This window comes from Plastoroseomonas hellenica (assembly GCF_018129085.1).
GTDB classification, from domain to species: domain Bacteria; phylum Pseudomonadota; class Alphaproteobacteria; order Acetobacterales; family Acetobacteraceae; genus Plastoroseomonas; species Plastoroseomonas hellenica.
Genome location: NZ_JAAGBB010000009.1, coordinates 86,406 through 107,384 on the forward strand (window position 1 = coordinate 86,406; position 20,979 = coordinate 107,384).

Below are 20,979 nucleotides of genomic sequence, written 5' to 3' on the forward strand. Positions count from 1 at the left end.
AAGCGCAGCAGAGACCTTCTAGGCTCACCGCATCCGGATCGCCGGGGGACCCATCGGATGCGCATGACCTCAGGCCGTGCCCTGCTCGCGGCAGTTGCCCTCCTGCCTCTGACCGCGCCGGCGGGGGCGCAGACCCTGACCATCGGCGTTGGCGGCTCGGTCACCTCGCTCGATCCGCATTTCTATAACGCGGCGCCCAATGCCAGCCTGGCGGTGCATATCTTCGACCGACTGGTGGAGCGCGATGCCCGCGCGCGACTGACGCCGGGCCTCGCCGCGGAATGGCGCACGGTCGAGCCGACCGTCTGGGAGTTCAGGCTGCGCCCGGGCGTGAAGTGGCATGACGGCCGCGACTTCACGGCCGAGGATGTCGCCTTCAGCATCCAGCGCATCCCCAATGTCGCGAACAGCCCCGGCAGCTATGCGGGCTTCGTCCGGGCGATCACCCGGATCGAGATCACGGATCCACTGACCATCCGCTTCCACACCGCGGCCCCGCACCCACTGCTGCCGACCGAACTCGCCTCGGTCTTCATCATCTCCCGCCACGCGGCGGCCAGCGGCTCAACCGAGGACTTCAATACCGGTCGCGCCGCGATCGGGACCGGCCCCTATCGCCTGGTCTCCTATGCCAGCGGCGACCGCACCGAGCTCGCGCGCAACGATGCCTATTGGGCCGGCCCGGAACCCTGGGCACGCGTCTCCTACCGCCTGATGACCAATGACGGCGCCCGCAGCGCCGCCATCATGTCGGGCGATGTCGACGTCATCGACCAGGTGCCTTCGAGCGACATCCCGCGGCTTCGCCGCGACCCGCGCATCGGGATCGCCCAGATGCAGGGCCTCAGGATGATCTATCTCTCGCCCGACCGGTCACGCAGCGCGGCCCCGCCTGGCGTCGCCGACAACAACGGCCAGCCGCTGTCGGCGAACCCCTTTAATGACCTCCGCGTCCGCCGGGCACTGTCGATGGCGATCGACCGCGAGGCGCTGGCGGAGCGCGTCATGGAAGGCACCGCGGTCGCTTCCGGCCAATGGCTGCCGGAAGGCGCCTTCGGCTATAATCCGGAGGTGCCGCCACCCCGCTTCGACCCGCAGGGCGCGCGCCGGCTGCTCGCCGAGGCAGGCTTCCCGCAGGGCTTCCGCCTGACGCTGACCTCCCCCAATGACCGCTACCCCAATGACGCCAAGGCCGCGCAGGCGGTCGCGCAGATGTGGACGCGGATCGGGGTGCAAACGCAGGTGGATGCGATGCCCTGGGCCAGCTACTCCGCCCGCGCCAGCCGGCAGGAATTCGGCATCCGGCTGACCGGCTGGGGCAGCTCCACCGGCGAAGCCAGCTATGCGCTGGTCAACATCATGGGCACCTATGACCGGGAGCGCCGCACCGGCGCTTCCAATGGCGGCCGCTATTCGAATCCGGAACTCGATTCCCTGACCGCCCGCGCCGTCGCCACCATCGACGACGAGGAGCGGGAGATGCTGCTGCGCCAGGCGGTGCGGATGGCTATGGACGACGTCGCCCTGATGCCGCTGTTCCACCTCATCAATACCTGGGCGCATCGCCGCAGCATCCAGTTCGAGCCACGCATGGATGAAAGGACGTCCGCGCAGAGTGCAAGACCCAATAATTAGGCCTCAAGCGCCGGCGCCGGCATTCGCCGGCTTGGCTTCCGCGCTGTCGGGTATGCTCTGGCGGCAACTGTTGGTCGCGCGCGGGGCCGCATTCGCGGCCCCGGAGCATCGGCTTCGCCTCGCTCCGTAGAAACCAGTGGCGGCCTACGGCCGCGTGGTGCTGACTTTTGTGCCGCTACGGCTGCCGCGCGACGAAGCGTTCCAGCCAATGGATCGTATAATCGCCGGCCTGGAACTCCGGATCCTCGACCACGCGCTGGTGCAAGGGGAGCGTGGTCTTGATGCCGGCGACGACCATCTCGCTCAGCGCCCGGCGCAACCGGCCGATCGCCTCGGCGCGGTTCGGCGCGTGCACGACGAGCTTGGCGACCAGGCTGTCGTAATGCGGCGGCACCGTGTAGCCGGCATAGAGCGCGCTGTCGACGCGCACGCCGAGGCCGCCGGGCGCGTGGTACTGCGTCACCCGGCCGGGGCTGGGCGCGAAGGTTTCCGGATCCTCGGCGGTGATGCGGCATTCGATCGCATGGCCGGTGAAGCGGATATCCTGCTGCGCATAGCCGAGGGCCTGGCCGGCGGCGACGCGGATCTGTTCCTTCACCAGGTCGATGCCGCAGACCATCTCGGTCACGGGATGCTCGACCTGCAGGCGGGTGTTCATCTCGATGAAGGCGAACTGGTCGTCCTGCCAGAGGAACTCCAGCGTGCCGGCATTGCGGTACCCAAGCTTGCGCAGCCCCGCGGTGACGGTGGCACCCAGCGCGTCCCGCGCCGCGGCGTCGAGCACGGGGCTGCCCGCCTCCTCCAGCAGCTTCTGGTGGCGGCGTTGCAGGGAGCAGTCGCGCTCTCCGAAATGCACGACATTGCCGTGGTTGTCGGCCAGCACCTGCAGCTCGATATGGCGCGGGCGGTCGAGGTACTTCTCGAGGTAGACGCTGTCGTCGCCGAAGGCGGCCTTGGCCTCGGTGCGGGCGACCCGCCAGGCCTCCTCCAGCTCGTCCTCGGAATGCGCGACCTTCATGCCGCGGCCGCCGCCGCCGGCAGCGGCCTTGATGAGGACTGGATACTTCACCGTGTCGGCGACCGCCCGCGCTTCCTCGAGCGTCACGAGCGCGCCGTCGGAGCCGGGCACCAGCGGCACGCCGAGCGAACGCATCGCGGTCTTGGCCGCGATCTTGTCGCCCATCATCCGGATATGGTCGGCGGTCGGGCCGATGAAGGTCAGGCCATGCGCTTCGACCATCTCGGCGAAGCGGGCATTCTCCGACAGGAAGCCGTAGCCGGGGTGGATCGCCTCGGCGCCGGTGATCGTGGCCGCGGAGAGGATGGCGGCGACGTTCAGGTAGCTGTCGCGCGCCGCCGGCGGCCCGATGCAGACGCTCTCATCGGCAAGCCGCACATGCATGGCCGTCGCGTCGGCGGTCGAATGCACGGCGACGGTGCGGATCCCCATCTCCTGGCAGGCGCGATGCACCCTGAGCGCGATCTCGCCCCGGTTCGCGATCAGGATCTTGCTGAACATGCGCACTATTCGATGATGAGCAGCGCTTCGCCGAACTCGACCGGCGTGCCGGTCTCGATCAGGATGCGGGTGACAGTGCCCGCGCGCGGCGCCTTGATCTGGTTGAAGGTCTTCATCGCCTCGATCAGCAGCAGCGTCTGGCCCTGCGCGACCTTGGTGCCGGTCTGGATGAAGGGCGCGGCCCCGGGCTCCGGCGCCAGATAGGCGACGCCCACCATCGGACTGGTGATCGCTCCGGGATGGGCCGCAGCCTCGGCCTCTGCGACCGGGGCGGCCACGGCGCTGGCCACCGGTGTGGCGGCCGCGGCGACGGGGGCGGCCGCCTGCACCATCACCTGCGGCGGGGCTGTGACGACCCGCGCCACCCGCAGCCGGCTGTCCTTCTCCACCAGCTCGATCTCGGAGAGATCGGTCTCCCGGAGAATGTTCGCGAGCTCGCGGATTGCCTTGGGGTCGAACTGGATTCCGCCTGCCATTATTCGTCGTCCTGCGCCAACAGCCCCGCCATGGCCCGGATCGCGAGGGCGTAGCCCTCGACCCCCAGCCCGGCGATCACGCCGGTGGCCGCCTTGGAGACGTAGCTGTGCTGCCGGAATTCCTCCCGGCGATGAATGTTGGTGATATGGACCTCGATCACCGGCAACTCGACGGCCAGCAGCGCGTCGAGAAGCGCGATCGAGGTGGTGGTGTAGCCCGCCGGGTTGATGATGATCCCTTGCGCGCGACCCCGGCATTCCTGCACCCAGGTGACCAACTCGCCCTCGCTGTTGGTCTGGCGGAAGTCGAGCGCCAGGCCGAACTCATCCGCCGCCTCACCGCACAGCGTCTCAACGTCATCGAGCGTCGTGCTGCCATAGATATGGGGCTGCCGGGTGCCGAGCAGATTGAGGTTCGGGCCGTTGAGGATGGCGACGAGCGGGGGCGTCAAGGGCGGAGTCCCGGTGTTTGGGGTCGCGACGGGCTAGCACGGGGGGTTTCCAGGGGGCAAGCGGCGCCGGACGGATGGGCCCGGGCCAAGGCCATGATCATGCCTGCCCCTTCCCCGCCGCGCCTTGCCCGGGGCAGCCCGGGCGGCCATGTTGCGCGCCATGGGAGAGACCATCCAGATCGCGATCAATGGCGAGGGTCGGTCGGTGGGCGCCGGTGCCACCGTCGCCGCGCTGCTCGCCGAGCTCGGCCTCGATACCCGCAAGGTGGCGGTCGAGCGGAACGAGGAGATCGTGCCGCGATCGACCTATGCCGCCCAGGCGCTCGCGGAGGGCGACCGGCTGGAGATCGTGCACTTCATCGGCGGGGGTTGAGGGTCCATGGACGGCATGCAGAACAGCACGGACGACACCTGGGAAGTGGCCGGGCGCCGCTTCCGCTCGCGCCTGATCGTCGGCACCGGACGCTACAAGGACCTGGAGGAGACGGCGGCGGCCATCCAGGCCTCCGGCACGGAGATCGTAACGGTGGCGGTCCGGCGGGTGAACCTGTCGGATCCCAAGGCGCCGATGCTTCAGGATTACGTCAGCCCCAAGGACTACACCTACCTGCCGAACACCGCCGGCTGCCACACCGCGAGCGAGGCGGTGCGGACCTTGCGCCTGGCGCGGGAGGCCGGTGGCTGGAACCTGGTGAAGCTCGAGGTGCTGGGCCCACCGCCCTTCCTCTACCCCGACATGCCCGGCACCTTCGAGGCGGCCGAGGCGCTGATCAAGGACGGCTTCGAGGTGATGGTCTATTGCGCCGACGATCCGCTGGCCGCCAAGCGGCTGGAGGAGATGGGCTGCGTGGCGGTGATGCCGCTCGGTGCCCCGATCGGCTCCGGCCTCGGGGTGGTGAACCCCTACATGATCGGCAACATCATCGAGCAGGCGAAGGTGCCGGTGCTGGTGGATGCCGGCGTCGGCACCGCCTCCGACGCCACCTATGCGATGGAGCTCGGCTGCGATGCGGTGCTGCTGAACAGCGCCATCGCCCATGCCCGGAATCCGGTGGTCATGGCGCGCGCGATGAAGGCCGCGGTCGAAGCCGGGCGGCTCGCGCATCTCGCCGGGCGGATGCCGCGGCGGGTCGCGGCCGACCCTTCCTCCCCGCTGGCCGGGCTGATTCGCTGATCGGATAGGATCTCAGGCGGCTTCCAGCGGCGCGTTCAGCCGGACAGTGCCGGGCACGATGATGCCGCCGCGATCGCCGATCGTGACGCTGCCGTAGCGCTGCGCGAAGACAGCTGGCAGCGGCCGCGCGCCGGGCACCGCGAGCCAGAGGCGCAGCAGGTGCCGCCGGCGCTCCGGCTCGGCAAAGTCCTCGAAGCCCGTGCGGTCGTGCAGCAGGGTGTGGTTGTGCACGAGTTGCACGTCGCCTGGCCGGAACTCCATGTGCAGGTTCAGCGCCGGGTCGTTGGCAAGATCGTCGAAGAGGTTCAGCGCCTCGACATGGGCGGGCGTCAGGCGCGGCGCTTCCGGAAAGCGCTGGGCGCTGTCGATGTATTGCCGCTGGTAGAGGGCGGTCAGGAAGCCCTCATGCCAGGAGAAGACCGGGATCTCGAACCAGGGCTTCATGCCGGCCGGCACCTCGCCGCGCCGGTCAGTGGCGATCGGGCCGAACAGCAGCGGCAGCAGGTCCGGACGGCGGCGGCGGATCTCGTTGAAGATGGTCGTGGAGCTGACCAGGGTGGAGAACCCGCCGCGCTTCGCAGTCTTCAGACAGAGCAGCCCGACGACGTCGCAGCTATCGGTGTGGTAGGTCTGGCGCTCCGCGGTCTGGTAGATGCGGACATTCGGATCGCTGGAGGACAGGCCCATGTCCTTCACATGGCCAAGCACATGGCCCTTCGCATTCTGCGACCGGGCATGGCCGATATGAGCGCCGATGCCGAAGAAGGCCGCGGCACTCTCCCGCATCGACCAGCGCTCGACCGGCAGGCCGCGCAGCAGGGCGAAGCCGCGACCATGCAGAAGATCCTCCCGGATGGCGGCTAGGCGCGGGGCAAGGATGGGCAGCGGGAAATCGGCCGCCGTGACGGTCGCGATGTCGATCTCCGCGGCCGCGAGGCGCCTCGCCGCTGCGTCGACCTCTGCGATCTCCGCGGGGGTGAGCGGGATGGCCCAGGACGGGTCGGCGGCCATCGCCGGCCCATACCAGGCGCCAGGGCCGGTCTGCTCCGACGGCAGCGTGATCGGCGCTTCGATAGCGTTCATGGGGCATCCGCTCCGTGTCGTTTCCTCTTGGCGGTCAGCATAATGGCTCTCAGGCGTCTGGAAACGGGCCTGGAGACGACGCGCCAGTCAGCACCTTGCACGCGCGGCGATCCCTCAGCCCTTCGGCGGGACGCTTAGGCCCAACTGTGATATTTCACAGTGAAATTTCACACTTGCAGCCACCGCGATCCGCCGCCAAGCTCCCGACGCCGCTACCGATCGCTGAGGAGTATCCCGCATGGCCGAGTTGAAGCCCGTCCTGATCGCCGGCGCGGGGCCGGTGGGACTCGTGGCGGCGGCCAGCCTCGTGCGGCGCGGCGTGCCGGTGACCGTGCTCGAGGCCGGCGCCGAGCTGTCCGGTGAGATGCGCGGCTCCACCTTCCATGCACCCACCCTCGACATGCTGGAGGCGCTCGGCGCCGCGGAGGCGATGATCGCCCAGGGGATCGTCGCGCCGCGCATGCAGTACCGCAGCCGGGACCAGGGCGTCATCGCGGATTTCGACTTCGGCGTGCTCGCCGACGTCACCCGCCATCCCTATCGCCTGCAATGCGAGCAGTTCAAGCTGACACGCATCCTGCACGGCCTGCTACTGGAACAGCCGGGCTTCGCGTTGCGCTTCGGCGCCCAGGTCACCGGCTGCAGCGATCAGGGCGATCATGTCGTCGCGACGCTCGATGATGGCACTCGGATCGAAGGGTCCTACGCCATCGGCGCCGACGGCGCGCGCAGCGCCGTGCGCAAGGCGGCCGCAATCGAATTCGAGGGCTTCACCTGGCCCGAGCGGTTCCTGGTGCTGTCGACACCTTTTGATTTCGCCACCCTGATCCCCGATCTCGCCGACGTCTCCTACTACGCGGATCCGGAGGAATGGTTCTTTCTGCTCAAGGTGCCCGGCGTCTGGCGCGCCATGTTCCCGGTGCCGGCGGAGGTGCCGGACGAGGTCACCTTGACCGAGGAATTCGGCCGCGCCCGCTTCGGCCGCATCATCGCGGGCCGCGACGACTACCCGACGCGCCACCGCACCCTCTATCGCGTGCATCAGCGCGTCGCGAAGACCTATCGCCAGGGCCGCATCCTGCTGGCCGGCGACGCCGCGCATATCAACAACCCGCTCGGCGGCATGGGGCTGAACGGCGGCGTGCACGACGCGGTCAACCTGGGCGAAAAGCTGGCCGCCGTCTGGCATGGCGAAGCGCCGGCGGCGCTGCTCGATCTCTACGACCGCCAGCGCCGCGGCGTGACGGTCGAGCATGTGCAGCGGCAGACCATCGCCAACAAGCAGAACCTGGAGGCCAAGACGCCCGAGGCGCAGCAAGCCTTCCGGGAGCGCATGGCGGAGGCCGCCGGCGATCCCGCCAAGGCGCATGCCTATCTGCTCGGTGTCTCCATGATCAACAGCCTGCGCCGCGCCGCGGAGATCGTCTGACATGACCACGTTGACTTTCGACTTCCAAGCCGGCGATGCCGCCGAACGGCGCAGCATCGCGATCGGCGACCTGGTGATCGCCGGCTGGACCGGCCGCGACCCGTACAAGGTGCAGGAGCATGTCGAGGAGCTGCGCCTGCTCGGCGTCGCGCCGCCGGCGAGCACGCCCTGCTTTTATCGCGCCGGCGCGTCCCTGCTGACCACGGCCACTGCGATCGACTGCTTGGGCGGAGAGTCGAGCGGCGAGGCGGAGTTCGTCATCCTCGTCGCCGAGGATAGTGGCTGGTGGGTCGGCGCCGGATCCGATCACACCGACCGCAAGGTGGAGAGCTACTCCATCCCGGTCTCGAAGCAGCTCTGCCCGAAGCCGGTCGCGCCGACGCTCTGGCGCTTCGAGGACGTGGCGGATCACTGGGACCGGCTGGAGCTCCACGCCTGGGTCGACGAGGATGGCAAGCGTGTCCCCTACCAGGCAGGCAGCGTCGCCGCGATGCGCGATCCCCGCGACATCGCCGCCGCCTACCGCGCGCTGGGCCATGAGCTCGCGCCGGGGACGATCATGTTCGGCGGCACGCTGCCGGTGATCGGCGGCATCCGCCCGTGCCGTGACTTCAGCTTCGAATTACGCGACCCGATCCGTGGCCGCACCATCACCCATGGCTATGCCGCCCGCTGGCTGGCGGACTGACGGAGACAACCATGCCGATCACCAAGGAACATCTGGAGTTCCACGTCCCCGATATGGGCAGCGGCTGGCACACGCCGGCCGGCTACCCCGCCGGCATCGAGCAGAAGATCCTGGCCGGTGCGCTCGACGAGGCGAACAAGCGGGGCCACCGCACGCGGCTGCTGCGCTTCCAGCCCGGCGAATTCACAACGGCCCCCTTCGTGCATGACTACTGGGAAGAAGTCTGGCTGGTCTCCGGCGACCTGATCGTCGGCAATGATGCCGAGGGGCGTGGCGGCGAGGCCTTCGCCAAGGCCGCCTATGCCTGCCGTCCGCCCGGCGCCTATCACGGCCCCTTCAAGTCGGAGACCGGCTGCGTCCTGCTCGAGATCCACTACTACGACGAGACGCCGCAATAGCCACGGGAATGCCAGCGCATGGTCGCGCCCCGGGACCGGACCGCAGAGCCCCGGCCCAGGGCCTGTCGACGCGATCTTCAGGAGGCTGAGTTGATAAAGCACGCAGACCGGAACGCCGCCGTGGCGCGGCCCGGAGCTTGGATGAAGGCGCTGCTGGGTGTCGCCGCCAGCGCGCTGATGGCGGCGGGCGCATCGCAGCCGGCCGCTGCGCAGTCCGCCTGGCCGGAGCGGCCGATCCGGATGATCGTGCCCTTCGCGCCCGGCGGCGTGACCGACAGCATCGGGCGGCTTTCCGCCGAGTGGCTGGGGGCCAGGCTCGGCCAGCCGGTGGTGGTCGAGAACCGCAGCGGCGCCAATGGCGCCATCGCGGCAGAAGCCGTCATCCGCAGCCAGCCGGACGGCTATACGCTGTTCACGGCGAGCGCATCGCAGATGGTGATGCTGCCGGCTCTGACCCGGCTGAACTTCGACCCGGCAACCGAGCTGGCGCCGGTCTCTATTGTCGGGAGCAACCCGATGGTACTGGCGGTCTCGGCATCGCTCGGCGTCCGCACCCTGCCGGAATTCGTGGCCCTCGCGCGCCAGCGGGTCGGGCGGCTGGACTATTCCAGCGCCGGCAGCGGTTCCTCCACCCATCTCGCCATGGCGCTGCTGCTCCAGGCCGCGGGGATCGAACTGCAGCACATCCCCTATCGCGGTGGCGCACCGGCGATGCAGGCGCTGCTGAGCGGTGAAGTCGGGGCCTATTTCGGCAACCCCTCCGATATCATCCCGCATCTCGGCGGCGAACGGGTCCGGGTGCTTGGCATCGCCGGTCCTGACCGGCTGCCGAGCCTGCCGGGCGTGCCGACCATCGCGGAGCAGGGCTATCCCGGCTTCCGCGCGGAGACCTGGAACGGCATCGCGGCGCCGGCCAATACGCCGCAGCCGGTGATCCGCCGGATGGCCGAGACCCTCGGCCGGGCCTGCAGCGACGCGAATTTCCGTGCCGCCCTCGAACGCCTCGGCACCACGCCGGTCTGCAGCACGCCGGAGGCCTTCCGTCAGGCGATGGATGCCGATGCCCCGCTGTGGCGCGAGGCGGTGCGCATCTCGGGCGCGACGCTCAACTGAGGCATTCGGGCGGCGTCGCAAGGCGCCGCCCGCGGGAGGAGAAGCGGGTCCGATGCGCGCACTGGAATCGCAAAGCCCGGCTGCCAGTGGTCCCACGGAGGGGTGGCGCACCCTTCCTCTCAAGGACCAGGCCTATGAGGTCATCAAGCACCAGATCATCACCTGCCGCTTCGCGCCGGGTGAGAAGCTGAACGAGGCGCAGGTGGCGGAGCGCCTCGGCCTCAGCCGGATGCCGGTGCACAACGCCCTGGCGCGGCTGCGGCTCGAAGGCCTGGTGACCATCCGCCCGCGCAAGGGCATCGAGGTCCGCCCGATCGATCCCGAGGAGCTGCTGCAGATCATCGATGCGCGCACGGTCAACGAATGCCGCTGCGCGGAGCTCGCCGCCCGCCAGGCGACGGAGGAGGAGCTGGCAGCGATGGCGAATGTCCTGCGGCGCAGCGAAACCGCGCTCGCACGGCGCGACACCGAGGCGATGATGCTGTTGGATCGGGAATTCCATGACCTGATCGCGCGGGCGTCACGCAGCGCGGTCTTCTTCGACATCCTGCGCAACCTGCACGACCGGGCCGTCCGCTTCTGGTTCATCTCGCTCAATGAAGCGGATCACCAGGTGGAGGTGCTGGAAGAGCACGAGGACATCTACCGGACCCTGGCGGCACGCGATCCGCCCGCTGCCGCGCGGGCGATGGCCCGGCACATCGACGCCTTCCGCCGCAATGTCCTGTTGCTGGTCGGTGCAGCGCCAGGCTGAATCGCCTGGCGCCGAACCACGCCACGATCAGCGCCGCGGGCCGACCAGTCCGAACACCGCACCCTGCGGGTCGAGCACGTTGATGACCCACATGCCGCCCGGCACCTCCGCAGGGCCATGGATGACCTGGCCGCCGGCCGCCTCGACCCGCCCCTTGGCAGCGTCGATATCCTCCGCAGCGAAGTAGTATTGCCAGAACGGGGCCGGGATCATCGGCGGCTTATTCATCATGCCGCCATACATCTCCTCACCGCAGCCATTCACCGCACCGCGGCCATAGATCTGATAGGTGCCCATCGGCCCCATATCCATGGCCTCGCCCTTGGCCCAGCCGAACAGGCCGGCATAGAAGGCGAAGGCGCTCTCCCAGTCATCGGCATAGAGCTCGCGCCAGGCGGCAAAGCCGGGCGTGCCCATCGCCGGCGGCAGGGGCGGTGTCTCCGGCCCGTGGGTCGCCTTGAACAGGGTCAGCACCGCGCCCTGCGGATCGGCGATGAGGGAGAAACGGCCGATATTCGGGATGTCCTGCGGCTCCATATGGACCTTGCCGCCGGCCTTGACCGCCTGGACGGTGCTGGCATCGACATCGTCGACTGCGACATAGCCGATCCAACCCGGCCGCTTGCCTTCGGCGAGGCAGGCCTCCGGCAGCGCCATCAGCCCACCGATGCCGGTCTCGCCGACGCTGAGGATGGTGTAGCGCATGTCCGGCATGCCGGCATCCTTGGCGTTCCAGCCCATGACCTTCCGATAGAAGGCCTCCGCCGCCGCGGTATCGGTGGTCAGCAGCTCATACCAGCAGAACTTGCCATGATCATCGGTCATTGCCGTGTCTCCGTTCGGTGGGCCGGTCAGTCGTCGATCGCCTGATAGGCGAGCGTCAGGGCGTCGCTGCTGATACGGGCGTCATCCGGGCCGCGCATCAGGCGCTGGAGGAGCAGCAGCACCACCAGCTCCTCCTTCGGGTCGACCATAAAGGTCGTCCCGAAGCCGCCATGCCAGCCGTAACGTCCGGGCGAGGCCGCGACGTCGTCGCGACGCGTGGTGACGGCACCGCCGAAGCCCCAGCCATTGCTGTCCCAGAAGCCCGGGAAGAAGGGCGAGGCATCCTTCTGCGCCTGGCTGATCTGGTCGGTCATCATCAGCGCGACGGCGGGACGCGACAGGATGCGGTGGCGGCCGTGCCGCCCGCCGTCCAGCAACATGCGCGCGAAGGCGAGGTAGTCGTCGGCGGTGGAAACGAGCTCGGTCCCGAAGGGCGGCGGACGGGACCATTCACCGCCGCGGGCCGCGTCCTGGAGGGACAGCCGGCCATCATCGTCGGTGCGGTAGCAGGTGGCCAGGCGGTCAAGCTTCGCTTCCGGTACGTGGAAGCCGGTATCGGCCATACCGAGCGGTGCGAAGATGCGTTCCGCCAGGAAGTCGCCCAGCGCCATGCCGGTGGCGCGCGCGATCAGCACGGAGAGCACGTCGTAGCCGGTGTGGTAAAGCCAGCGCTCGCCGGGCTGGTGCACGAGCGGCAGCGAGCCAAGCCGTCGCATGTAGTCATCGGCGGTGAAACGGATGGGATCGGGGCTGGGCGCCACCCCGGCCTGCAGCATCGCCTGCTGGATCGGATAGGCGCCGGGCGGCGCCATGATGACGCCGAGACCGAAGCGCATGGTCAGCAGGTCGCGCAGCGAGATCGGCCGCCGCGCCGGCACGGTGTCTTCCACCGGCCCGTCCAGGGCGCGCAACACCTTGCGATCGGCGAGCTCCGGCAGCCAGGGATCGATGGGGTCGTCGAGGCGGAGCCGGGTCTCCTCGACCAGGACCATCGCCGCGGCGGCCAGCACCGCCTTGGTCATGGAGGCGATGCGGAAGATGGTGTCGCGCCGCATCGGCGTGCCGGCGGCGACGTCCTGCGCGCCCATCACCTCCACATGCACCGCGTCGCGGCGGGCGACCAGCGCCACCAGGCCGGCGACCTCGCCGCGCTCGACGGGAATGCGGAGCATGGACGCCATGCGGTCCAGCCGTGGCCGCGATAAGGCTCCGTCCCGCACGCCAGTCACGAGGCGCAGCAGTCGTGCAGCTTCGGGAGCGCCTCGTATTCGTCGTGGCGGCGCATCCAGTCCATGATTCGCGTCTCGTTGCGGCCCATCGGCGCCCGGTCGAGGATCATGTAGGTGCCGATCAGCTCCTCCGGTCCGCGCGCATAGCTGGAATAAGTGTGGAACACCTGGCCATCCTCGCCGCGATAAAAGGCGCTGAGTCCCGGCAGTTCCCCATTCGCGCGCGCGGCATCGGTCTCGGTGAAGTTGTAGAAGACGCTGCCGCGGGCCAGCTCCTCCTCGGTGAAGGAGACGTGGTAATCGCGATTGAAGTCGCTGACCCCCGAGGATACCCAGGGGAAGCGCCAGCCCATACGCGCGCGATACGCCTCGATCTCCGACAGGGGCGCACGCGAGACGGCGATCATCGTCACGTCGTGGTTGTTCAGGTGCACCAGCGCGCCATCGATATGGTCGGCGAGAAAGGAGCAGCCGGGGCAGCCCGCCCCCTGACCGGGCGCCAGCATGAAATGATAGACCATGAGTTGGCTGCGGCCGTCGAAGAGCTCGCCCAGCGTCTTCCGCCCGACAGGCGTGTCGAAGAGATAGGGCTTCTCGACCCGCACCCAGGGCAGCGCCAGGCGTTCGGCGTTCAGCCGGTCGCGCAGCCGCGTCGCCTCCTTCTCCCGCGCCAGCAGCGCGCGCCGCGCGACGAGCCATTCCTCCCGGGACACCACCGCATGCTGCATCGGAAACGCCTCCTGCCCTTGGTCGAGCTTGACTTGAAGGTTTGATATCAACATAATTGGACCATGTCAAAGGCCGCTTTGGTTCCGTTCGAGACAACTCTTCTTGTCCGCGACACCTGTCTCTGCCTTCACGTCCAGCGCGCGGCGCGCGCCCTGGCGCGGCGCTTCGACGAGGCGCTGCGCCCGCTCGGCCTGACCAATGGGCAGTTCTCGCTGCTGATGGCGCTGAACCGGCCGAAGCCGCCGGCGATGGGACCTGTCGCGGCGCTGCTCGCGATGGATCGCACCACGCTGACCGCCGCGCTGAAGCCCCTGGAGCGCCGCGGCCTGGTCTCGGTCGCGCCCGATCCCGATGATCGCCGCGGCCGCCTGCTGGCGCTGACGCCCGAAGGGCGCATCCTGCTGGTCCGCGCGGTGCCGATCTGGGAGAGCACCCATGCGGCGGTGGAGGAGGAGCTGCCCGACGCCGACCCCGATCGCCTGCGGCGGGACCTGCGCGCGCTCTCGGCGTCGGCCGCTCAGCGGCGCCAGGGATTGGTGCGCCAGATCTCCGCATAGGTCTCGGCCTGGCGCTGCACGAAATCCGTCATGGTCGCGCGGTCCATGTGGCGCACCACGACGAAGTCGCGCTCCGCCAGGGCGCGGAATTCCGGATCCGCCGTGGTCCGGCGCACCGCCTCCTCCCAGCGCCGCAGCAAGGGCGCGGGGGCCGCCGCCGGCAGGGCGATGCCGCGCGCCGACCCGGCCACCACCGGGACCCCCTGCTCCGTCGCGGTCGGCAGGTCCGCCGCCTTCTCCCAGCGCTCCCGCTCCAGCAGCGCCAGCACCCGGAGTGCACCCTGGTTGTGCGCGCGCACGGTCAGGCTGACGGTGGAGACCGACCCTGCCACATGCCCGCCCTGGACGAGTTGCATCGCCTGGCCGGCGCCCGGCGTCGGCACCCAGGTGAAGCGCACCCCAGCGGCGCGCTCGATCTGCATCAGCGCAAGGTGTGGCGCGCTGCCGACGCCGGCGCCGGCGATGGTGATCTCCTCCGGCCGCGCCCGCGCCGCCTCGATCAGCGCGCCGAACGTCCGATAAGGCGCGTCCGGGCCGACGAAGACCGTGTAGGGCTCATCGGTCAGCAGGCCGATATAGGCGAAGCTGTCCACGCGGTAGCGCGGTGTGCCGTCATAGAGCGCCGTCACCAGGGCGGGGAAGGAGACCAGTGCCGCCACGCGTCCATCCGGCGCCGCGGCGGCCACCTCATTGAGCATGATCATGCCGCCGGCACCCGCACGGTTCACGACGATCATGGAGGTGCCGCCAAGATACTTCTCGAGAAAGGGCGCCGCCATGCGTGCGGCGAGGTCGATGTTGCCGCCCGGCGAGAAGCCGACCAGGAGCTGGACCGGCCTGTCCTGAGCGCGAGCGGAAAGAGCGGGCAGCGCGAGGCCACCGGCGATCAAGGCGCGACGCGTCGTCAAGGCCGGGCGCTCCGTGAGGATCGAGCGGAGCCTAGCATTGCGATGCAGCATGTCCACAAGAGCCAAGTCGCATCGAAGCTCGCGACGGCGTGTTCGCGGTTCGGATCGCAGGCAGGACAGAATATCCGGGCGTTCCGCGAGTCGGCGGTCAAGAAAGGAAGCCCGGATGAGCGATGTGCCCGCCAATGCGCCGACCGCGCCGCCGACCGTGGAGCCGAGCCTCCACCGGGTCATGGGCCCCTGGCTGCTGCTGCTCTTCATCGTCGGCGACATCCTCGGCACCGGCATCTATGCGCTGACCGGCCAGGTCGCCCGCCAGGTGGGCGGCGTCGTCTGGCTGCCCTTCGTCGTCGCCTTCGTGGTCGCGCTGATCACCGCCTTCAGCTACCTGGAGCTGGTGACCAAGTATCCGCGGGCGGCGGGCGCCGCGCTCTACACCCACAAGGCCTTCGGCATCCACTTCATCACCTTCATCGTCGCCTTCGCGGTGATGTGCTCCGGCATCACCTCTGCCTCGACCGCCTCCCGCGCCTTCGCGGCCAACATGGCGCATGCCTTCAACCTCGACCTCTCGGGCGGCATGGGCATCACGGCGATCGGGCTGATTTTCATGGGCCTAGTCGCCGTGGTGAATTTCCGCGGCGTCGGCGAGAGCGTGAAGGCCAATGTCGTCCTGACCTGCGTGGAACTGACCGGGCTGCTCATCATCATCGTCATCGGACTCTGGGCGATCGGCCTGGGCCAGGGCGACGTCTCCCGCGTCACCCAGTTCCGCACCGTCGATGGCAGCATGTTCTGGCCGGTGATCGCCGCGACGACGCTCGCCTTCTTCGCGATGGTGGGTTTCGAGGATTCGGTGAACATGGCCGAGGAATGCAAGGACCCGACCCGGCATTTCCCGAAGGTGCTGCTGATCGGCCTGTTCATCACCGGGACCATCTATGTGCTGGTCTCGATCTCGGCGATCACGCTGGTGCCGCCGGAGCGCCTGGGCGAGGGCGAGACGCCGCTGCTCCAGGTGGTGCAGGCCGGCGCGCCGGGCTTCCCGCTCTGGATCTTCGGCTTCATCACCATGTTCGCGGTGGCGAACAGCGCGCTGATCAACATGCTGATGGCCAGCCGCCTGGTCTACGGCATGAGCCGGGAGCATGTGCTGCCGCCGGCGCTCGGCCGCGTGCACGCCGGCCGGCGCACGCCCTATATCGCCATCGGCTTCACCACGCTGCTGGCCTTCGCGCTCATCACCTTCGTGGGCGAGGTGCCGGCGCTCGGCGGCACCACTGCGCTTCTGCTGCTCTGCGTCTTCACCGTGGTGAACATCGCGGTGCTGGTGCTGCGCCGGGATCCCGTCGGGCATGAGCATTTCCGCACGCCGACGATCCTGCCGGTGCTCGGCGCCATCTGCTGCGCCTTCCTGGCCGGCCCCTGGACCGGCCGCGATCCCGTGCAGTACCGCGTCGCCGGTGTGCTGATCGGTATCGGCGTCGTGCTCTGGATCGTCACAACCGTCGTCAACCGCATGACCGGAGTGAAGCCCGGAGAGCCTGATGCCGAAGGCATGGGGCACAAGGGACCGGTGAACTAGCCCCTGCCCAGGAACTTCTCCGCGTAGATCCGACGGGCGCGGTCCATATGGCTGACCGACAGCGCCTCCAGCGCCGCGCGGTCGGCGGTCCGCAGCGCCGCGACCATAGCGGCATGCTCCTCGCAGGCCTGGCGCAGCGCGCCCGGGTCGGCGGTGCCGTAGGCGCGGGCCGGAAAGCTCAGCCAGTCGTGCAGGCGGATGGAATCCGCCAGGTAGGGATTGCCGCAAAGCCCGTAGAGCGCACGGTGGAACGTCATGTTGGTGCGGTGGATCGCGATCAGGTCGCCGGTCTTTGCCGCTGCCTCATGCGCAGCCAGCGCCGCCTCCACCACCGCCAACCGCTCCGGTGAGACCGGCATCGGCATGGCACGCACCGCAGCGCGGTGCAGCACCTCCCGCATCGCGTAGAGATCGGCGAGATCCGCCGCGTCGAAGCGCCGCAGCTCCGCGCCGCGGTGGCGCGGCTTCACGACGACACCGAGCCGCTGCAATTCCACCAGCGCCGCGCGGACCACATGGCGCTTGGCGCCGTAATCCTCCATCAGATGGTCTTCGATCAACCGGGTGCGCGGCAGGATGCGGCTGCGGATGATGTCGGTCTCGATCGCCGCGATCACCACCGCGACCTGCTCCGGAAGCTGCGCGTCCTGGCCGGCAAGGTCCGGCATGTTGGATGGGGGCGGGATATGGTTCATGGCATTGTCCAGCCCCTCATGTCGGCGGAATCGCGACATTTATCAATAATCCCATTGCCATGATTGGCGGCATCGACGGTCTGGCCACGCCCGGCCTATGCGCCCAAACCCCTTTGCCATTGCCAAAAGGGGAACGCCCATGGACGCGCTGCCACCAACCGCCACGGATGTGCTGATCAGCATCGACCCGGCCGATGGGTCGGAGGTCGCCCGGGTCCCCTGCACCACCCGCGCCGAGCTCGACTCGATGGTGGACCGGGCCTGGCACGCCTGGCGCACCTCCGGCTGGAAATCGCTGCTGCCGCACAGGCGCGCCGCGGTGCTGCATGAGATCGCCAGCCGCATCGCCGCCGAGAAGGAATCCCTCGCGCAGCTCCAGATGCGCGACAACGGCAAGCCGCTCGCCGAATGCCGTGCCATGGCGGAAAGCGCCGTCGGCACCTTCCGCTATTACGCGGGCGTCTGCGAGACGCTGGAGACGGAGGTCACGCCGCCGCGCAGCGACTACGTCTCCTTCACGGTGCTGGAGCCCTTCGGCGTCGTCGCCTGCATCACGCCCTGGAACTCGCCGCTGATGAACGACGCGACCAAGGTCGCGCCGGCGCTCGCCGCCGGCAATGCCGTGCTGCTGAAGCCCTCCGAGGACAGCCCGCTGCTGGCCCCCGAGCTCGCCCGCATCTGCCGCGAGGCCGGCCTGCCGGAGGGGCTGCTGCAGGTGGTGCAGGGCCGCGGCGCCGATATCGGCGCCGCCCTGGTCGCCCATCCCGGCGTGCGCATGATCTCCTTCACCGGCGGCACCGCGACCGGCCGCGCCATCGGCGAGGTCGCGGGCCGGCGGCTGGTGCCGGCGGCCCTCGAGCTCGGGGGCAAATCTCCGCATGCGGTCTTCGCCGACGCCGATCTCGACCACGCGGTCGCCGCGGTCGTCGCCGGCATCTTCGGCTCGGCCGGGCAATCCTGCGTCGCGGGATCCCGCCTCTTCGTCGAGGCGAGCATCTATGACGAGGTCGTCGGCCGCGTGGTGGAGCGCGCCCGCACGCTGCGCCTGCGGCTACCCTCCGACCCTGCGGTCGAAGTCGGCCCCCTCGCCTCCTTCCATCATCGGGAGCGGGTGATCCGTTTCGTGGAGAATGCGCGCGCCGAGGGCGGCCGCATCCTCTGCGGCGGCGCGGTGCCGACGGGCGGCATCTACGACAAGGGCGCCTTCTACCTGCCGACGGTGATCGACGGGCTCAGCTACAAGGCGCGCGCCTGCCAGGAGGAGGCCTTCGGCCCGGTGCTGGTGGCGCTGCCCTTCCAGGACGAGGCCGACCTGATCGAGCAGGGCAACGGCACCGCCTTCGGCCTCGCCTGCGGCATCTGGACCAAGAGCTTCAAGCGCGCCTGGCGCGTCGGCCGCGCGCTGGAAGCGGGATCGGTCTGGATCAACACCTACAAGATGTCGGTCACCACCACGCCCTTCGGCGGCTTCAAGGACAGCGGCCTCGGTCGCGAGAAGGGCATCGACGGTCTTCGTCTCTATGCACAGGTGAAAAGCATGTATTTCGGTCTGCACGAACAGCCCATGTCGGTGGCGCGGTGAACGCCATGGTCAACAGGGCATCCGCCGCCGTTCCCATCGAGGGCGGCCGCTTCATGGTCATCGGCGGCGCGAGCCTGGTCGGCTCCGCCACCACCGAGGAGTTGCTGGCCCGCGGCGCGGCCGAGGTGCGGCTCTTCGACAACTTCTCCTTCGGCTCCGGCGATGCGATCGCGCATCTGAAGGATGATCCGCGTGTGACGGTGGTGCAGGGCGACATCCTGCGCCTGCACCAGTTGCTGGCCGCGACCGAGGGCCTGGACGGGGTGATCCACCTCGCCGCCTTCATGACGCTGTCGATGGACCGCGACCCCTGGGGCGGGCTCGACGTCAATATCCGCGGCGTGCAGAACGTGCTGGAGGCCTGCCGCGCCAGCAAGGTGAAGAAGCTCATCTTCTCCTCCTCCAACGCCGTCTACGGCTACGGCCCGGGCGTGAAGGGCGACCTGGTCGAGGAGACGCCGTTCTTCAGCGTCGGCGCACCGCCGGCCGCGATCCTCTACGGCGCCAGCAAGATCGTGGGCGAGCAGCTCTGCCGCGACGCCTATCGCCGGCACGGCCAGGACTATGTCGTGGTGCGCTATTCCACCGTCTATGGCGAGCGGCAGCACTACCGCGCAGCGAATGCGCTCTACATCGTCGAGACCCATGACGCGATCAAGCGCGGCGAGCGCCCGAAGGTGATCGGCGACGGATCGGAGACCAAGCACTTCGTCTATGTCGGCGACCTCGCACGCGCCAATTGCCTGGCGCTGGCAGCAGCGGCGACCGATGTCGCGGTGAACACCTCCGGCCCCGCGCCGGTGACGACGCTGGAGCTGGTGAAGCTGGTCGCCGAGCTCTCCGGCCGGCCCGACCTGGAGCCGCTGCTGGTGGAGCCCGATCCAGGCAAGGTCCGCCTGACCTCGGGCGGCGCCTTCCGCATCGACCACAGTGCCGCGAAGGCAGCGATCGGCTGGGAGCCGCAGGTCGATATGCGCGAGGGCCTGCGCCGCCTGCTGTTCTGGCGCGACCGCAACACGGTCTGATCGGAAGCGCCCTGCCGCGGTTGCGGCAGCGGCAGTGGTCGCCACAAGAATGCAATCAAGGGAAGAACGATGCCCAATCACGCATCCAGCCGACGCCATCTGCTGGCAGGCGTCGCCGCCGTCGGCGCAGCCGCCCTCGCCCGGCCAGCGCTGGCGCAACGCCGCGGCAACTGGCCGGAGCGTCCGATCGAGCTCGCGGTCGGCTTCTCCGCCGGCGGCGGCACCGATCTGACGGCGCGCACCTATGCGCGCTTCATGGAACAGGCGCTCGGCGGATCGATGGTGGTGCTGAACCGCCCCGGCGCCTCGGGCGAGATCGCGCTCGGCGCCATCGGCCGCGCGCGGCCGGACGGCTACCTACTCGGCATGACCAATATGCCGGGCCTCGTGACGCTGCCGATCGAGCGCCGCAGCCCGCAATTCCGCCTCGACGATTTCGAGTACATCGCCAACCTGGTCACCGACCCCTCTGCCTTCAGCGTGGCGGCGGACAGCGCGATCGCCAGCATCGCGGCGCTGGTCGAGCGCGCGCGGCGCGAGCCCGACACCATCACCTACGGCTCGACCGGCGTCGGCACCGACGACCACCTGGCACTGGTGCTGTTCCAGGCGGCGGCCGGCGTGAAGCTGGTGCATGTGCCCTTCCCCGGCGCCGGCCCGCTGCGCACCGCGATCCTCGGCAAGCAGGTGGACATCGCCGGGCTGAATATCGGCGAAGTGGCCGGTGCGCCGGACGGGCTGCGCATGCTGGTGCAGGGCGGTGCGACGCGTTCGCCCTTCGCGCCTGATGTGCCGACCTTCCGGGAAGCCGGCTTCGCGATGGACATGGGGTCGGAGCGTGGCATCGTCGCGCCGAAGGCCCTGCCGGTCGAAGTCGTGACCCGACTGCGCGAGGCGACGGCGCAGGTGGTCCGGAATCCGGACTTCGTCAGCCAGGTGCGGACCCAGTTCACCGAACTGGCCTATCTGGACGGCCCTGTCTGGCGGCAGCGCCTGTCCGAGGCGGATCGTGGCTTCCGCGACCTATGGCAGCGCCAGCCCTGGTCGGAGGCCTGAAGGGTCCCGGCCCGCGTCGCGGCAGAGCAGCAGGCGCATCGGGCCGGGCAGGCGGTGCCTCGGACGG

General features: G+C 69.3%; 22 protein-coding genes. 13 read left to right on the forward strand and 9 right to left on the reverse strand.

The features are described from left to right. The first annotated feature begins 63 nt into the window (after positions 1–63). On the forward strand, positions 64–1,635 hold the full coding sequence (locus GXW71_RS09385) for an ABC transporter substrate-binding protein (protein ID WP_211852231.1): 1,572 nt from the start codon (positions 64–66) through the stop codon (positions 1,633–1,635). 175 nt (positions 1,636–1,810) lie between these two features. Here the strand turns inward: GXW71_RS09385 and accC are convergent, their stop codons facing one another. The 3 genes from accC to aroQ are packed head-to-tail and all read right to left on the reverse strand — an operon-like array spanning position 1,811 to position 4,082. Then, the gene (gene accC, locus GXW71_RS09390; RefSeq protein WP_211852232.1) at positions 1,811–3,154 is read right to left on the reverse strand and encodes an acetyl-CoA carboxylase biotin carboxylase subunit; all 1,344 of its coding nucleotides are present in this window, start codon (positions 3,152–3,154) and stop codon (positions 1,811–1,813) included. 5 nt (positions 3,155–3,159) lie between these two features. Then, positions 3,160–3,630: an acetyl-CoA carboxylase biotin carboxyl carrier protein gene (gene accB / locus GXW71_RS09395; protein ID WP_211852233.1), complete on the reverse strand. Its 471-nt coding sequence runs from the start codon at positions 3,628–3,630 to the stop codon at positions 3,160–3,162. After that, positions 3,630–4,082 carry a type II 3-dehydroquinate dehydratase gene (aroQ, locus tag GXW71_RS09400; protein WP_211852234.1) on the reverse strand — a complete coding sequence of 151 codons (453 nt, stop codon included), beginning with the start codon at positions 4,080–4,082 and terminating at the stop codon, positions 3,630–3,632. The genes accB and aroQ overlap by 1 nt, the downstream gene beginning before the upstream one ends. Positions 4,083–4,242: 160 nt before the next feature. Between aroQ and thiS the strand changes: the two genes are divergently transcribed. Continuing rightward, complete coding sequence (gene thiS / locus GXW71_RS35405) at positions 4,243–4,455, forward strand: sulfur carrier protein ThiS (protein ID WP_211852235.1); 213 nt, start codon at positions 4,243–4,245, stop codon at positions 4,453–4,455. A 6-nt stretch (positions 4,456–4,461) separates the two neighbouring features. Continuing rightward, the gene (locus GXW71_RS09410; RefSeq protein ID WP_211852236.1) at positions 4,462–5,256 is read left to right on the forward strand and encodes a thiazole synthase; all 795 of its coding nucleotides are present in this window, start codon (positions 4,462–4,464) and stop codon (positions 5,254–5,256) included. A 12-nt stretch (positions 5,257–5,268) separates the two neighbouring features. On the opposite strand, the gene GXW71_RS09415 is transcribed toward GXW71_RS09410, so the two are convergent. After that, positions 5,269–6,339, reverse strand: coding sequence for a TauD/TfdA family dioxygenase (locus tag GXW71_RS09415; RefSeq protein WP_246526418.1), 1,071 nt, complete (start codon positions 6,337–6,339; stop codon positions 5,269–5,271). 238 nt (positions 6,340–6,577) lie between these two features. Here GXW71_RS09415 and GXW71_RS09420 point away from each other — a divergent pair, with 238 nt between their 5' ends. The 5 genes from GXW71_RS09420 (at position 6,578) to GXW71_RS09440 (ending at position 10,721) form a co-directional block, all read left to right on the forward strand. Next, on the forward strand, positions 6,578–7,768 hold the full coding sequence (locus GXW71_RS09420; protein ID WP_211852237.1) for an FAD-dependent oxidoreductase: 1,191 nt from the start codon (positions 6,578–6,580) through the stop codon (positions 7,766–7,768). Between the two features lies 1 nt (position 7,769). Further along, complete coding sequence (locus GXW71_RS09425) at positions 7,770–8,456, forward strand: DUF2848 domain-containing protein (protein ID WP_211852238.1); 687 nt, start codon at positions 7,770–7,772, stop codon at positions 8,454–8,456. An 11-nt stretch (positions 8,457–8,467) separates the two neighbouring features. Further along, positions 8,468–8,854: a cupin domain-containing protein gene (locus tag GXW71_RS09430; protein WP_211852239.1), complete on the forward strand. Its 387-nt coding sequence runs from the start codon at positions 8,468–8,470 to the stop codon at positions 8,852–8,854. 141 nt (positions 8,855–8,995) lie between these two features. After that, positions 8,996–9,967, forward strand: coding sequence for a Bug family tripartite tricarboxylate transporter substrate binding protein (locus GXW71_RS09435; protein WP_211852240.1), 972 nt, complete (start codon positions 8,996–8,998; stop codon positions 9,965–9,967). A 52-nt stretch (positions 9,968–10,019) separates the two neighbouring features. Further along, on the forward strand, positions 10,020–10,721 hold the full coding sequence (locus GXW71_RS09440; protein ID WP_211852241.1) for a GntR family transcriptional regulator: 702 nt from the start codon (positions 10,020–10,022) through the stop codon (positions 10,719–10,721). Between the two features lie 27 nt (positions 10,722–10,748). On the opposite strand, the gene GXW71_RS09445 is transcribed toward GXW71_RS09440, so the two are convergent. Genes GXW71_RS09445 through GXW71_RS09455 form a run of 3 tightly spaced genes read right to left on the reverse strand, consistent with a single transcriptional unit; the run spans position 10,749 to position 13,503 of the window. Beyond that, on the reverse strand, positions 10,749–11,546 hold the full coding sequence (locus tag GXW71_RS09445) for a VOC family protein (RefSeq protein ID WP_211852242.1): 798 nt from the start codon (positions 11,544–11,546) through the stop codon (positions 10,749–10,751). Positions 11,547–11,572: 26 nt separating this feature from the next. After that, a complete protein-coding gene (locus GXW71_RS09450; protein ID WP_211852243.1) occupies positions 11,573–12,718 on the reverse strand; it encodes a serine hydrolase domain-containing protein in 1,146 nt (381 codons plus the stop codon). A 53-nt stretch (positions 12,719–12,771) separates the two neighbouring features. Next, positions 12,772–13,503: a DUF899 domain-containing protein gene (locus GXW71_RS09455; RefSeq protein WP_211852244.1), complete on the reverse strand. Its 732-nt coding sequence runs from the start codon at positions 13,501–13,503 to the stop codon at positions 12,772–12,774. Between the two features lie 63 nt (positions 13,504–13,566). On the opposite strand from GXW71_RS09455, the gene GXW71_RS09460 reads away from it, so the two are divergent. Beyond that, positions 13,567–14,061, forward strand: coding sequence for a MarR family winged helix-turn-helix transcriptional regulator (locus tag GXW71_RS09460; RefSeq protein WP_211852245.1), 495 nt, complete (start codon positions 13,567–13,569; stop codon positions 14,059–14,061). Here GXW71_RS09460 and GXW71_RS09465 read toward each other — a convergent pair. Beyond that, positions 14,022–14,969, reverse strand: coding sequence for a Bug family tripartite tricarboxylate transporter substrate binding protein (locus tag GXW71_RS09465; protein ID WP_211852246.1), 948 nt, complete (start codon positions 14,967–14,969; stop codon positions 14,022–14,024). The two genes, GXW71_RS09460 and GXW71_RS09465, sit on opposite strands and share 40 nt — an antisense overlap. A 166-nt stretch (positions 14,970–15,135) precedes the next feature. On the opposite strand from GXW71_RS09465, the gene GXW71_RS09470 reads away from it, so the two are divergent. Beyond that, on the forward strand, positions 15,136–16,554 hold the full coding sequence (locus GXW71_RS09470) for an APC family permease (RefSeq protein ID WP_211852247.1): 1,419 nt from the start codon (positions 15,136–15,138) through the stop codon (positions 16,552–16,554). Here the strand turns inward: GXW71_RS09470 and GXW71_RS09475 are convergent. Next, positions 16,551–17,288 (reverse strand): GntR family transcriptional regulator, encoded by a 738-nt coding sequence (locus GXW71_RS09475; RefSeq protein ID WP_211852248.1) that lies wholly within the window; start codon positions 17,286–17,288, stop codon positions 16,551–16,553. The two genes, GXW71_RS09470 and GXW71_RS09475, sit on opposite strands and share 4 nt — an antisense overlap. A gap of 100 nt (positions 17,289–17,388) precedes the next feature. Here GXW71_RS09475 and GXW71_RS09480 point away from each other — a divergent pair, with 100 nt between their 5' ends. The 3 genes from GXW71_RS09480 (at position 17,389) to GXW71_RS09490 (ending at position 20,912) form a co-directional block, all read left to right on the forward strand. Beyond that, the gene (locus GXW71_RS09480) at positions 17,389–18,831 is read left to right on the forward strand and encodes an aldehyde dehydrogenase (RefSeq protein WP_211852249.1); all 1,443 of its coding nucleotides are present in this window, start codon (positions 17,389–17,391) and stop codon (positions 18,829–18,831) included. Between the two features lie 5 nt (positions 18,832–18,836). After that, entirely contained in the window at positions 18,837–19,856 is a 1,020-nt protein-coding gene (locus GXW71_RS09485) for an NAD-dependent epimerase/dehydratase family protein (protein ID WP_211852250.1), read from the forward strand. A gap of 69 nt (positions 19,857–19,925) precedes the next feature. After that, a complete protein-coding gene (locus tag GXW71_RS09490; protein ID WP_211852251.1) occupies positions 19,926–20,912 on the forward strand; it encodes a tripartite tricarboxylate transporter substrate binding protein in 987 nt (328 codons plus the stop codon). Positions 20,913–20,979 lie beyond the last annotated feature (67 nt).

What these genes read in the sequence shown, in the direction of transcription:
- GXW71_RS09385 (WP_211852231.1), top strand. Translation starts at nt 64, where the DNA reads ATGACCTCAGGCCGTGCCCTGCTCGCGGCAGTTGCCCTCCTGCCTCTG.
- accC (WP_211852232.1), bottom strand. Translation starts at nt 3,154, where the DNA reads ATGTTCAGCAAGATCCTGATCGCGAACCGGGGCGAGATCGCGCTCAGG.
- accB (WP_211852233.1), bottom strand. Translation starts at nt 3,630, where the DNA reads ATGGCAGGCGGAATCCAGTTCGACCCCAAGGCAATCCGCGAGCTCGCG.
- thiS (WP_211852235.1), top strand. Translation starts at nt 4,243, where the DNA reads ATGGGAGAGACCATCCAGATCGCGATCAATGGCGAGGGTCGGTCGGTG.
- GXW71_RS09410 (WP_211852236.1), top strand. Translation starts at nt 4,462, where the DNA reads ATGGACGGCATGCAGAACAGCACGGACGACACCTGGGAAGTGGCCGGG.
- GXW71_RS09415 (WP_246526418.1), bottom strand. Translation starts at nt 6,339, where the DNA reads ATGAACGCTATCGAAGCGCCGATCACGCTGCCGTCGGAGCAGACCGGC.
- GXW71_RS09420 (WP_211852237.1), top strand. Translation starts at nt 6,578, where the DNA reads ATGGCCGAGTTGAAGCCCGTCCTGATCGCCGGCGCGGGGCCGGTGGGA.
- GXW71_RS09425 (WP_211852238.1), top strand. Translation starts at nt 7,770, where the DNA reads ATGACCACGTTGACTTTCGACTTCCAAGCCGGCGATGCCGCCGAACGG.
- GXW71_RS09430 (WP_211852239.1), top strand. Translation starts at nt 8,468, where the DNA reads ATGCCGATCACCAAGGAACATCTGGAGTTCCACGTCCCCGATATGGGC.
- GXW71_RS09435 (WP_211852240.1), top strand. Translation starts at nt 8,996, where the DNA reads ATGAAGGCGCTGCTGGGTGTCGCCGCCAGCGCGCTGATGGCGGCGGGC.
- GXW71_RS09440 (WP_211852241.1), top strand. Translation starts at nt 10,020, where the DNA reads ATGCGCGCACTGGAATCGCAAAGCCCGGCTGCCAGTGGTCCCACGGAG.
- GXW71_RS09445 (WP_211852242.1), bottom strand. Translation starts at nt 11,546, where the DNA reads ATGACCGATGATCATGGCAAGTTCTGCTGGTATGAGCTGCTGACCACC.
- GXW71_RS09450 (WP_211852243.1), bottom strand. Translation starts at nt 12,718, where the DNA reads ATGCTCCGCATTCCCGTCGAGCGCGGCGAGGTCGCCGGCCTGGTGGCG.
- GXW71_RS09455 (WP_211852244.1), bottom strand. Translation starts at nt 13,503, where the DNA reads ATGCAGCATGCGGTGGTGTCCCGGGAGGAATGGCTCGTCGCGCGGCGC.
- GXW71_RS09460 (WP_211852245.1), top strand. Translation starts at nt 13,567, where the DNA reads ATGTCAAAGGCCGCTTTGGTTCCGTTCGAGACAACTCTTCTTGTCCGC.
- GXW71_RS09470 (WP_211852247.1), top strand. Translation starts at nt 15,136, where the DNA reads ATGAGCGATGTGCCCGCCAATGCGCCGACCGCGCCGCCGACCGTGGAG.
- GXW71_RS09475 (WP_211852248.1), bottom strand. Translation starts at nt 17,288, where the DNA reads ATGTCGCGATTCCGCCGACATGAGGGGCTGGACAATGCCATGAACCAT.
- GXW71_RS09480 (WP_211852249.1), top strand. Translation starts at nt 17,389, where the DNA reads ATGGACGCGCTGCCACCAACCGCCACGGATGTGCTGATCAGCATCGAC.
- GXW71_RS09485 (WP_211852250.1), top strand. Translation starts at nt 18,837, where the DNA reads ATGGTCAACAGGGCATCCGCCGCCGTTCCCATCGAGGGCGGCCGCTTC.
- GXW71_RS09490 (WP_211852251.1), top strand. Translation starts at nt 19,926, where the DNA reads ATGCCCAATCACGCATCCAGCCGACGCCATCTGCTGGCAGGCGTCGCC.